Annotated in this window: 11 protein-coding genes; 4 read left to right on the top strand and 7 right to left on the bottom strand. The window is 49.8% G+C overall.

Annotated features, from left to right (window positions below; genetic code table 11):
* Positions 1-2: 2 nt before the first annotated feature.
* Positions 3-944, top strand: coding sequence for a substrate-binding domain-containing protein (locus AB4Z33_RS28805; RefSeq protein WP_442053205.1), 942 nt, complete (start codon positions 3-5; stop codon positions 942-944).
* 16 nt (positions 945-960) lie between these two features.
* Here AB4Z33_RS28805 and AB4Z33_RS28800 read toward each other — a convergent pair whose 3' ends face one another.
* On the bottom strand, positions 961-1,830 hold the full coding sequence (locus AB4Z33_RS28800) for an AraC family transcriptional regulator (protein ID WP_442053204.1): 870 nt from the start codon (positions 1,828-1,830) through the stop codon (positions 961-963).
* Positions 1,831-2,022: 192 nt separating this feature from the next.
* Between AB4Z33_RS28800 and AB4Z33_RS28795 the strand changes: the two genes are divergently transcribed.
* Entirely contained in the window at positions 2,023-3,321 is a 1,299-nt protein-coding gene (locus AB4Z33_RS28795) for an alpha-glucosidase/alpha-galactosidase (protein WP_442053203.1), read from the top strand.
* Between the two features lie 367 nt (positions 3,322-3,688).
* On the opposite strand, the gene AB4Z33_RS28790 is transcribed toward AB4Z33_RS28795, so the two are convergent.
* The 3 genes from AB4Z33_RS28790 to AB4Z33_RS28780 all read right to left on the bottom strand — a co-directional run bounded on the left by AB4Z33_RS28790 (position 3,689) and on the right by AB4Z33_RS28780 (position 6,470).
* On the bottom strand, positions 3,689-3,967 hold the full coding sequence (locus tag AB4Z33_RS28790; protein WP_442053202.1) for a DUF6171 family protein: 279 nt from the start codon (positions 3,965-3,967) through the stop codon (positions 3,689-3,691).
* Positions 3,968-3,976: 9 nt separating this feature from the next.
* Positions 3,977-5,467, bottom strand: a complete 1,491-nt coding sequence (locus AB4Z33_RS28785; RefSeq protein WP_442053201.1) for an alpha-N-arabinofuranosidase — start codon at positions 5,465-5,467, stop codon at positions 3,977-3,979.
* Positions 5,468-5,684: 217 nt separating this feature from the next.
* Positions 5,685-6,470: an alpha/beta hydrolase gene (locus tag AB4Z33_RS28780; protein ID WP_442053200.1), complete on the bottom strand. Its 786-nt coding sequence runs from the start codon at positions 6,468-6,470 to the stop codon at positions 5,685-5,687.
* Between the two features lie 220 nt (positions 6,471-6,690).
* Between AB4Z33_RS28780 and AB4Z33_RS28775 the strand changes: the two genes are divergently transcribed.
* The gene (locus AB4Z33_RS28775; protein WP_442053199.1) at positions 6,691-7,668 is read left to right on the top strand and encodes an aldo/keto reductase; all 978 of its coding nucleotides are present in this window, start codon (positions 6,691-6,693) and stop codon (positions 7,666-7,668) included.
* A gap of 165 nt (positions 7,669-7,833) precedes the next feature.
* Positions 7,834-8,316 (top strand): C40 family peptidase, encoded by a 483-nt coding sequence (locus AB4Z33_RS28770; RefSeq protein WP_442053198.1) that lies wholly within the window; start codon positions 7,834-7,836, stop codon positions 8,314-8,316.
* Positions 8,317-8,394: 78 nt separating this feature from the next.
* Here the strand turns inward: AB4Z33_RS28770 and AB4Z33_RS28765 are convergent, their stop codons facing one another.
* From AB4Z33_RS28765 to AB4Z33_RS28755, 3 genes are all read right to left on the bottom strand, one after another.
* Entirely contained in the window at positions 8,395-9,270 is an 876-nt protein-coding gene (locus tag AB4Z33_RS28765; RefSeq protein WP_442053197.1) for a helix-turn-helix domain-containing protein, read from the bottom strand.
* Positions 9,271-9,410: 140 nt separating this feature from the next.
* Positions 9,411-10,586 carry a copper amine oxidase N-terminal domain-containing protein gene (locus AB4Z33_RS28760; RefSeq protein ID WP_442053196.1) on the bottom strand — a complete coding sequence of 392 codons (1,176 nt, stop codon included), beginning with the start codon at positions 10,584-10,586 and terminating at the stop codon, positions 9,411-9,413.
* Between the two features lie 58 nt (positions 10,587-10,644).
* Positions 10,645-12,051: an alpha/beta fold hydrolase gene (locus tag AB4Z33_RS28755; protein ID WP_442053195.1), complete on the bottom strand. Its 1,407-nt coding sequence runs from the start codon at positions 12,049-12,051 to the stop codon at positions 10,645-10,647.
* Positions 12,052-12,203 lie beyond the last annotated feature (152 nt).

Here is a 12,203-nt window from a genome sequence, read left to right as displayed (position 1 = left end):
AAATCAGTGAGAAGACACGGGCAAAGGTAAAGCGTGTAATGGAGGAAATGAACTATGTGCCGAACCAAACGGCTCGCAGCCTCGTCCTTCAGCAAACCAAGCTGCTGTTCCTGCTTATTACGGACATCATGAATCCGTTCTACACGACGCTATCGCGCGGTGCGGAGGATGCTGCCAAAAAGTTCGGCTATCGGCTGCTGTTCGGCAACAGCGATGAAAGCCTCGAGAAGGAAGCGGACTATATTACGACGATACTGACCGCGCGCGTGGACGGCGTGCTCGTCGCTCCTGCCGGCGATCCGTCGCTGCCGCATCTTGAGACGCTCCGAAAGCACAACGTGCCGTTCGTGCTGCTTGACCGTGAAGTGCCCGGCATCGAATGCGACATTGTGCTCGGAGACAGCAAGGAAGGCGCGAGGCAGCTGGTCTCGCATCTCGTCGCCGCCGGTCACCGCCATATCGCTATGGTCAATGGCTCGCCCTCGGTGTCCAGCGCCAGACTTCGGCTGCAAGGCTACCAGGACGGACTTAAGCTAAGCGATCTAAGCTATGATGCGAGTTATTTGTTCGAAACGAGCTTCGGCCCTGTTAGCGACCTATCCGATATGGAGCAATGGTTTCAGCAGTTGGATCCGAAACCGACCGCTATCGTGGCGGGCAATAACGTACTTGCCGTGGAGACGCTTAGAATGCTGCGCGGACGCGGCGTGCGCGTTCCCGACGATCTATCGCTCGTTTGCTTCGACGATCTTGGCCCCTATTCGGAAGCKGAGCCGTTCCTGACCGTTGCCGCCCAGCAAGCGTATCAGTTCGGCTACATGGGCACGCAAATGCTCATCGAGCGCATTCAAGAAAAGGAAGCGGTTCTTCCTTGGAAAAAAATCGTCCTCCCTGCCGACCTCATCATTCGGCGTTCTGTACAGACGATGGACGCCGAAACCTAATGAAAATAGAGTGTCATTATGGACGCCTGTCAGCTTCAATTCCTCGTCTATAATCGGTTGGCGTGCGCCCGCTCCACTTTCGGAACTGCTTCGTAAAGAAGAGCGGGTCGTTGTAGCCTACGGATGACGCAATCTGGGCAATCGTTAAGTCGCCTCCCAGCAGCTCCTCAGCCTTCTTCATTCGTACCTTGAATAAATATTGCATTGGCGACAGCCCCGTCGCCTCCTTGAACAGTTTATTCAGATGCGCCCGGTGGTAGCCTAGTTGATGAGCGAGGCTCTCGATCGACAGGGGTTGCCCATATTGAAGTGTCAATAGGCGAATCGCCTGATCGACTTGACGGTAAGAACGTGATTGCCCGGCAGCCGACTCCGAATGCTCTGCCGCTCCCTCCCCCTTACTCGCTATTTCATGCAAAATAAGTCTAAGCCAGCCCGACGCCTCCATATTGCCGAGCGAGGCGAAGCTTTCCCGCTCAATACTGCTCCTAACGCTGCGGAACAGCTTCTTCATCGCCTGAAGCGAGCAATCGCGAATGACGGCCCGATCAGGTGTTATCCCGATGGCCGACAATGAAGCATCTGCAATATCGCCCGTGAAAGCTACCCACATATATTGCCACGGATTCACCTTATCCGCTTCATATCTAACCAATATGTCCGGGAAAATGATGAATACATCACCCGCCTTGCACACATAAGATTCGCCTAACGTTTCAAATACGCCTTCACCTGCCAACACGACATGGATCAAATAATGATCATGTACGGCAGGGCCAATGTAATGCCCGCCGACAGGCTTGCCTCGGCCGCTGAATAATACGGACATCTCGCCTTTCATAGGCGCCGAATTGACTGATACCGCAAATTGATGATGCGTTTCCATCTGATTGCCCCCTGAATTCGAACTACTTACATCATACTAAATGATGCAACATTACTCCATATATAAAATCGTTAATTCCATATTAATTTCATTGCCTTCTCGTTATACTGAAGTTGTGAATAACGCATCGATTCAAGCAACTTCAAATTCAGCAACACCATACTATACTAATCCAGGAGGTCATTATTGATTATGTCGAAAATTACTTTTATCGGGGCAGGCAGTACGGTCTTCGCCAAAAACATTTTGGGTGACGTTATGCATACTCCCGCACTTCAAGGCTTCGAAATCGCGTTATTCGATATCGACGCCGTTCGTCTTAGCGATTCCGAGAAAATGCTGCTCAACCTGAAGCAAACGAGTGGAAGCAGCTGTGTCGTGAAAGCGTATACAGATCGTAAGGAAGCTCTTCGCGGCGCGAAGTACGTCGTGAATGCGATCCAAGTAGGCGGCTATGATCCTTGTACGATTACCGACTTCGAAATTCCGAAGAAATACGGCTTGCGTCAGACGATCGCCGATACGGTCGGCATTGGGGGCATTTTCCGCAACCTTCGTACGATTCCGGTTATGCTTGACTTCGCCCGCGACATCAACGAGGTATGCCCGGACGCCTTATTCCTCAACTACACGAACCCAATGGCCGTCCTTACGAATGTCATGAATACGTACGGCGGCGTGCGCACGGTCGGTCTATGCCATAGCGTGCAAGTATGCGTACCCGACCTGTTCAAGCACCTGGATATGGACCCGACCGGCGTCAAATGGAATATTGCCGGCATCAATCATATGGCTTGGCTGCTCGAAGCAAGCAAAGACGGCGTCGATCTGTATCCGGAAATTAAACGCCGCGCTGCGGAGAAGCAGAAGGAAAAGCATCACGATATGGTTCGCTTCGAGCTTATGCTTAAGTTCGGCTACTATATTACCGAATCGTCCGAGCATAATGCCGAGTATCACCCGTACTTCATTAAGAAAAGTTACCCTGAGCTTGTGGAGCGCTTCAACATCCCACTCGACGAATATCCGCGCCGCTGCGTCAATCAAATCGAGGGCTGGAAGTCGATGCGCGAGTCGCTCGTTAATGACAGCAATCTCGAGCACTGCCGCAGTCATGAATATGCATCTTATATTTTCGAGGCTATTGAGACGAACAAACCGTTCAAAATCGGTGCTAACGTTATGAATACAGGACTCATCACCAACTTGCCGAAGGAAGCTTGCGTGGAAGTACCTTGTCTCGTCGATGCGAACGGCGTAACGCCAACGTACGTCGGAGACTTGCCGCCGCAGCTTGCGGCTCTGAATCGTACCAACATCAACACTCAATTGCTGACGATCGAAGCTGCCATCACCGGCAAGCGCGATCATATCTACCATGCGGCACTGCTCGATCCGCATACGTCCGCCGAGCTGTCGATGGACGACATCGTCTCGCTCTGCGACGATCTGATCGAAGCGCACGGCACTTGGCTGCCGAGCTATAAGTAAAATACGAATAAGAGGCAGTGCCGAGATGTTCGGCACTGCCTCTTTTTTCGCCGCCGGTCGGCTAATAAGCAGCTAACATTCGTTTGCTGTTTTGCGATAAGCGGGCTTTTCCATCCTATTATTAAGTAGCTCGTTATTATAACGTTCAATAAGATGAATTTCCCATCCTATAGTACAAAAGCTAGGCTTGTTGATCGTCCATCTTGGCTCACAAACCGGGATAGGATGGATTTCCCATCCTAATTCGATCATTTTGACTAATGTACTTACATTAAGCTGAAGATTCCATCTTATCTATTTCACAAGCAGTAAAAAAACAGCTCCGCTCACTCACGGGAGGCTTGTCGTAGAAATAAGTAACACAAGCTTATGACACATGCTTCGCCCAGCGGCTGTCGCCGGCCTTCGGGCAGGCGCGGTCCTTGTACTTGGCCGCGATACGTACGAAGCATCCGCATACGGCACAGGTCGTGCCGTATTGGAACTTCTCACATTTGCTGCATGCCTCAAGCCGCTCCGCATACACATCGTCCGGAACGCAAATGTCGGATTGGAACATCGGCGCAGACAATATGCGGTCTATCTGCGCATCGGTTACACGGTAATCGTCTCGGCAGCCTTTGCACTGCCCCGCGCTGCTGGCCATGTCTCGCACCTACTCGGCGATAACTTCAAGCACCGTAACCGACATCGGAGACAGCTTCGCGCGAATAGCCGAACCTTCGACCGAGAACGCGCTGTAAGCCGCAGGAGCAACCGTATCCGGCTGTTCGAACGTATTGTGCGCATCCTTAACGGAAGCCGTAAGTTCCGTGCCCGTTACCTTAATGGCTGCAGCGGCTAGTCCGCGAAGATCGATGTCCACGTCCGCAGCGTTCTCGTTATCGAGATTGCACAGGCTGACGTGAATGCGGCCTTCCGCATCCTTGGAAGCGGACACGGATACTTGCGGAATCGCTTGGCTGCCGCGTTTGTACTCATCGCCGCTGATCGAAGTCGTCAGCGCCGTCGCATCTTGGTGCACCTTGTACATATCGAATACGTGGTAGGTCGGCGTCAGAACCATTTTCTCGCCCTCCGTAAGAATGACGGCTTGCAGCACGTTAATCACTTGCGCAATGTTCGCCATAACGACACGGTCGCAATGATCGTGGAAAATGTTAAGCGTAAGTCCTGCCACGATTGCATCGCGAATTGTATTCTGCTGATAGAGGAAGCCTGGGTTCGTGCCCGGCTCTACGTCGAACCATGTTCCCCACTCATCGACGATCATACCTACGCGCTTCTTCGGATCGTAACGGTCCATAATCGTCTCATGACGAGTAATAAGCTCCTCCATCCATAGCGCCTTTTTCATCGTCGTGTACCATTCGTCTTCCGTGAATCCTGTTGCCGGACCTTTGTTCGTCCACTCGCCCGGAACGGTGTAGTAATGAAGCGAAATCGCGTCCATATGATTGTGCGCCTCACGCATAACGACATCCATCCAACGGTAGTCATCTACGTTAGGGCCGCATGCGATCTTGTAAATTTTGTTGTCGCCGTAATTGCGCACGAACGTCTGGTATCTTCTATACAGGTCGGCATAATACTCAGGTCGCATGTTGCCGCCGCAGCCCCAGTTCTCGTTGCCCACGCCGAAGTACTTCACGTTCCAAGGCTTCTCGCGGCCGTTCTCTTTGCGCCAGTCGGCCATCGGAGACACGCCGTCGAACGTCATATACTCGACCCATTCGGACATTTCCTGTACCGTGCCGCTGCCTACGTTGCCGGAAATGTAAGGCTCGCACTCCAACATTTCACACAGCATCAGAAACTCATGCGTGCCGAAATGGTTATTCTCCAGTACGCCGCCCCAATGCGTGTTAATCATCCGTTTGCGGCCTTCGCGCGGACCTATGCCGTCCTTCCAGTGATATTCGTCAGCGAAGCAGCCGCCCGGCCAACGAAGGACTGGAATTTTGATTTTCTTAAGCGCTTCCACGACGTCGTTGCGAATGCCGTTCGTATTCGGAATCGGGGAATCCTCTCCAACCCAAATTCCTTCGTAAATACAACGACCGAGATGCTCGGAGAAATGTCCGTAAATATTGCGGTTGATTGTGCCTGCTGCCACATCGGCATTGATTGTGATGCGATTGCTCATCGAATTTCCCTCACTTTTAATGTTAATGTAGGTTATGTTTTTCAATGAATTAATAAAAATGTTATTTCTATTACTAATTTATTAATCCTAAACAAATGATATAGCGGTTACCTCTATTTTGCAACCCCATATTCTATAGGAAAAAGAAAAAAAACAGCAAACGCTTCATGCTCTTGATTCTAAGCACGAAATCGTTTGCTGCTCTCTATTCACTCATCTACTTCAAAGGAAGGAGCTTCAAGAAACGTTGAATATGCTCATCCCAATAACCCCAGTCATGACTGCCCGGGCCTTCCTCGTATATCAGCTCATAACCTGCTTCCAAGCAGGCTTCGCGGAACGATACGTTATCCTCGTAGAGGAAATCCTCCGTTCCGCAGCATTGATACAGGAGCGGCCTCTCTGCCGATGATCCGGATTGCTGCTGCATAACATGTATAAGGTCATTATCCGTACCGCGAATCGACTCCTGGCCGAATATTTGCTCGAAGAGCTGCTCAATGCCGGCAATCGGGCTCTTGCCGCTCTCGATATGTTTTACGAGATCGACTGCTCCTGAGAGACTGCCTGCTGCGGCGAAGCGGTCCGGATGGCGAAGCGCCCACTTAAATGCGCCATAACCGCCCATCGACAGCCCGGCCACAAAGTTATCCTCACGCTCCTCCGACAGCGGGAAGAACGAGCGCGCTACGGCTGGCAGCTCCTCCGTCAGGAATGTCCAATATTGGTTGCCATACTTCATATCTGTATAGAAGCTCCGATGTACATTCGGCATCACGACTGCAAGGCCGAGCTCCGCAACATATCGTTCGATCGAAGTTCTCCGCAGCCAGATCGTATCGTCGTCCGACAAGCCGTGCAGCAAATAAAGCGTCGGAAACTTTTTGCGCGAGCCGACATTACGAAGACCAATCTGCCCCGTGGTCTCCTGCGGCAATATGACGGTCATAGATGTGCTAAGACCTAGCGATTCCGAGAAAAAGTGACAAGTAATTAAAGCCAACGCGAATCCCTCCCGTATATGAAGCCTGCTAGAATGAGTTCATAAGTTCACTAGTAATGTATCAGCAAAATAAAGCGGTTGCAACTATTACCATACTCACATGATGACGCTGCGCTCGAAGTTTAGTTAGTGAACTTTTTTTCAGTGCTTATGCGAATGCCTGCATGAAGGTATAATAGACACCGTCATATCATTTATCCAAATGGAGGTATCGTTTAAGATGAGAAAAATGCCGCTAGAGAAACGTGGAATTTCCGACAGCCGCCTTGTGCTTGGATGTATGAGCTTCGGTGGAGGCTGGAATCGCGAACCGTATACAACCGAACATATTAAGCAAGGGCAAGCTGCCGTTGAAGCAGCTCTTTCGATTGGTATCACGATGTACGATCATGCAGACATTTATACTATGGGCAAAGCCGAAGCTGTTTTCGGACGAGTATTGAAGCAGCAGCCCGACCTTCGCGACAAAATCGTTATTCAATCGAAATGTGGAATCGTGCTCGCCGAAGGCGGCAAGTTAACCCGCTTCGACTTCTCCAAAGAGCATATTCTAAAGTCCGTCGACGGCACATTGGAACGTCTTGGAGTCGAATACTTGGACGTCCTTCTCCTGCATCGTCCTGATCCGCTCATGGAACCCGAGGAAATCGCGGAAGCATTCCATATTTTGAAGCAAGCAGGCAAGGTTCGTCACTTCGGCGTCTCCAATATGAGCCCCGGACAAATTCGGTTCATCCAGCGCGAGCTTCAAGACGAGCTTGTCGTTAATCAACTGGAGATGAACTTTGCACGGCTAGACTGGCTCAATCAAGGCATCCATGTGAACCAGCAAGCAGGGCTCGCCTCCAACTTCGCTGATGGATTAATGGAATACATGCAAACCGAGAATATGCAAATTCAAGCCTGGGGCCCGCTCGCCCGCGGCAGATTTACAGGCAAACCTTCGGATAACCCATCCGCGGCAGAGCTTGCTACAACCGAGCTGATCGCTAAGCTTGCGAAACAGAACGAAACGACACCGGAGGCGATTTCGCTWGGTTGGCTTATGCGTCATCCGTCGCGCATTCAGCCTGTTATCGGAAGCGCTAATCCGGAGCGCATCATCGCCTGCAAGGACGCTATCCAGCAAGCCGAACGAATGACTAGAGAGCAATGGAACGAGCTGTATGTATCGGCACGAGGAGCTGTAATGCCTTAAGCGGCAACTATACGCCGCAAACATTAATAATTTTTCATCTTTTTCTCATAAATGCTCATAATCCCCGAAATAAGCGCTTTTGCTCTCTCATACGGGCAAAATGCCGGTTTTTGAGTGTGTTATAGTAAACTCATAAAACGAAACACGAAGGGATATCCTGACATCATGAGAAAAACAAACGTATTTAAAACGGTTGCTAAAGCGGGCATTTGCGCCGCCATCGTCCTGTCGGCATTTACTTTTGGTTCGAACACGCAACACGCTCACGCAGCAACGACCGAATCAATCAAACTCATTTCCGAAAGCAAAACTTTCATCGGAACACCTTATAAGTACGGCGCACCAGCTGGCGTTACATACGCGTTCGATTGCTCGTCTTTCACCCAATTCATCTTCAAAGCATTCGATGTCAGCCTGCCTCGCACCTCGACAGCGCAAGCAACCGAAGGCGAGAAAGTCGCGAAAGGTTCGCTCAGCATGGGAGATCTCGTCTTCTTTAAGACGAACGGGAAAACAATCAGCCACGTTGCCATCTACGCCGGCAACAATAAGATCGTTCACAGCTCCAGCAGCCAGGGCGTTACGCTCTCCGATCTGAACAGCAGCTACTGGAAGAAGTACTACGTTACTGCACGTCGCGTTCTATAGTTATATTTAAACACAAAGGGCTATCACGAATCACCTACGGTGACAAGTGGTTAGCCCTTTTCTCTTATAAGCGGCCATTTACAGCCCCATATGGCGCTGGCGGTACTTAAGCGGCGTCGTTCCGACAACTCTCTTGAACATGTTGATGAAATAGGAAACGTTAGGATAGCCGACATCAATCCCGATTCGCTCGACCGAGTAGACCGTCGTCTGCAGCAGCCTGCACGCCTGCTTAATGCGCCTCGCCGTCAAATATTCGGTAATCTGGCTTCCTGTTTCCTCATGAAAGACCCGTGAAATATAATATTTGGACAAATGAAGCTGCTCCGCCAGCCGCTCCAACGTAACTTCCTCCGCGTAATGGGCTTCGATCCATTGCATCATTTGCTCCGAATAACGCGGCTTTCGTTCAAAGCTATGCACAGATGCCTGCATCTCTTCCTCGTCTCGCACCGAAGCAATGCTCCCCATTAATTGCAGCAGCAGCAAGGTGATCTCTTCTTGATCATACTCTCGGCTTCGAGCTTCAAGCAACCCATAGCTCTCAAATAACGCTTCCAATCGTCCTGTCTCCTCCTGCATATCGAACACCGTTCGGATTCCCTGATCTTTCCATAGCTTATGAAAGAGAGCATGGCGCTTCGGAAACGGGCGCAGCGCTTCTTCCGTTTGTGACGGGTCAACGTACAGGATCGTACGCTCAAACGGCTTATCCTGCGCGACATCGGCGAAAATTTTGTGCAATTGAAACGGTTGGAATACGAACAGCATCCCCCGCCGCAGCTCATAGGTGCGCTGATTGACGATTATGTAGCCAACCCCTTGATGGACAAACAATATTTCCGTGCATTGATGCCAATGATAAAAGCCCGGATAATCCTTAACGGATCGTGTCCGGCCGCTCCAGCTCAGATGCTTGTCGTCGAAACGAACAGGTTCGAATAGAAAGTGCATAACGCCTCCTGCTTGTTCATGATGATGCGATGACTACAAATTCTAGTATGGCAACAATTGACCCATTTGAAAAGGCTGCAAAAAAGAAAGACAGCCAGGCTTGCCGCCCGTGGCTGTCTCATTCGCTCCATTATCGTTCGTTATTTCGTAAACGCAATCGTTTCATATTCGCCGTCGAACATACCGTCGATGACAATAGGTCGTTCAAGCGACAGCTTGCCGTCCTCTGCAATGATGAACTTATCGTAGAAGTGATAGTTCAATGTATTGTCCGAGAAGAACGAGACGACCGTATCGACGCCATATTCGCTATACTTCAGAATGGCTTCCTGGTCTGTAATGAATGTAAGGGATATCGAACCATTATCTGCTCCCGTCCACAAGCCTTCGTAGCTGCGGGAGTTCGTAAGCGTCGTGACCGCAGGCTTTTGCGTTACCATTTRGAACGATTGAATTGCCGCTGGAAACWGCTCGAACGCTTTGGCTACACGGTTATAGCCAGCATCCGACAGCTCCTCGCCATAATAGTTATAATCTTCGTAGATCAACTCGCGAACCTGATCTGCCGAATCAAACATCAGATCATAGGCGAAAGTTATACCGTTCGCAGTAGCTAAATAAGTAAAATCCTCATGATCCGCCTGCTCGAACGCCGCGGCATCTCCATTGAACGTACGAATGCGAGCGAACGGGAAGTCTACTTTGTCGCCTTCGCCTACCAGATCGTCGAAGTAATAATAGAACTCTCTGCCGGCTAACAGCGGTGTAGACGAGGCGATGTTGCCGATATGGGAAACGCCGTATACGGATATCGATTGCAATAAGTCCTGCGTAACGTTCATTGTATAGCCGTACACTTGCTTGTCCGGCGACGCATCGCGTTTCTTAATTTCTACCGTCTTCGTCGCACTGTTCCATTTCACTTCCGCCCCAAGCCCTTCGCTGACAAATCGAACAGGGACAAGCGTATTTCCATTAATGATTTGTGCAGGTTGGTTAAGCCCTACATAGCTATCGCCGATTCTTGCTTCGCTGCTGCCGATCCGCAGCGACACGATTTGATTGTCTTTATAAGCCGTCGCTACTTTCTCGTTCGCATCCCAGTGAAGTTGTGCACCCAGCGATTCGAAGATCGGGCGGAGCGGCACAAGCACCGATCCGTTAGATAATACCGCTGGCTGCTTATAGCTTTGTTTCACCCCGTCAATCGTAACATTCACTGCCGTCGTCGAAGACGCGGCATTAACCTGTCCGGCTGATGCGAATACGGTAAATACGAGCGCTAATGCCAACATTATTTTTGATAATCTGTTCAAAATCATGATCCTCCTCAACTGTTTTAACAACACGATCCATATTGTACCAAATGTTCGGTTACACTTTCGTTACACAAAGCCACTCATACTTCGCAAGCTCGGATGTCTGATGCTCAAGAGACTCTCTTAACGGGATGATCCAATCGTCGTAGACACCAGGCATAAGCACGGTTGGAAGAGCTGCAAGCAGCCGACTTGCCGCTTGTTGCTTCGCTATCGTCTCCGTTTCATTCGCAACATCGACTAGCTTCTGAATGAGAGAAAGAACATCTGACTTTATAGTGCCTTGAAGCGCAACATATTGCTTATCCATATACAATATTGGCTTATCTGTTTCGCTTGGCGTTAATAGCCCTTTCAGATAATGCAGATAGACCTTCAGATTGTTAAGCGCCTGCCGGAGCGGACGATCGGGGAATAACGCATCGCATAGCTGCTCTCTAGTGGAAGTCGGATGCAGCACAAGGTATATTAGCAGGTTCTTGGCATACCTTTTGTTCCAGCCCTCAACAACCTCCGCCCCATTCACCCGCACTCGAAACGAATCAAGAAAGTCAACGTGCAGCGTATTCTCTTCATCCACCTGCTTGACGCCGGCTTCAATCATTTCCTCGAACGCACCGAACACTTCCGCGGCGCTCGCTTCATTCATTAATACATGCCGGTAATTATCCATTATCGGTTGCGCTATGAACTTATTTACCCACTTCGCCGTTRCTTCCGGTTGATCTATGAAAATGGCGTTCGAGGCTTCCGGTACGATGAGCAGCCTCTTATTCATCAACATCTGTGAAGAAATGTGCATCGAAGCGAGATACACAGGGTCTCGATCGCCAGCAAGCAGCAATATCGGGCTCTGCGTAAATTTGAGATCGTCTCTAGGCGGATGGTTTGCATATAACTCAATAATATCCAAATACGTCTTCGGCTCAACGAGGCTGTAATCTGCAATGATTGCTTGGAAAATGGGACTCCCCTCATCAAGCAACGTAATGCTCTGCGCCATTCGATAGGCAAGCTTGCTCATCGAGCCATCTGCAGTTAACTGCTTCCGGTTCGAAAGAAGCTTCTGGGCCGTCTTCTTCGGGTACATGATCGGTATGGCAATTAATATTAAGCTGCTTACGTCTTGTATGTAATTCATGCTGTATTTGAGCGCAACATTGGCGCCGAAGCCGTGTCCCATAAGATGAACACGTCCAATATTCAGGTGCAAGAGCAATGCCCGCAAATCATCGACGAATAGCCGCCAGCTAATTGGCTTCGTGCCGCGCTCCGATAGTCCATGCCCCCGCAGATCAAGTGCGACAACACGGGAATGGCTCGTTAGATAAGGGATAATCCAGTTCCATGAGGCTGCGCTAAGTCCTACGCCATGCAACAAAACGATCGTATCGCAGCTTCGAACATTTGATTCATAGATTTGGTAATGAATTCGTATATCTTCCTGTTGAAAATAACTCATTATTTTCCTCTTTCTGTTAAAAATAAAGTGACTTCGATTATTGGAAACGATTATATTCGATCATTCCGATCCGATCTCCTGCTTTTAATTGAATGAATTCCAAAAAAACAAAAATAAGGCTCTGCGCGAAAACGCAGAGCCTTAGATCATGT

The sequence above is a fragment of the Paenibacillus sp. 2TAB19 genome (assembly GCF_052115185.1).
Taxonomy (GTDB): Bacteria; Bacillota; Bacilli; order Paenibacillales; family Paenibacillaceae; genus Pristimantibacillus.
This window is presented reverse-complemented; position numbering and strand designations above follow the sequence as displayed.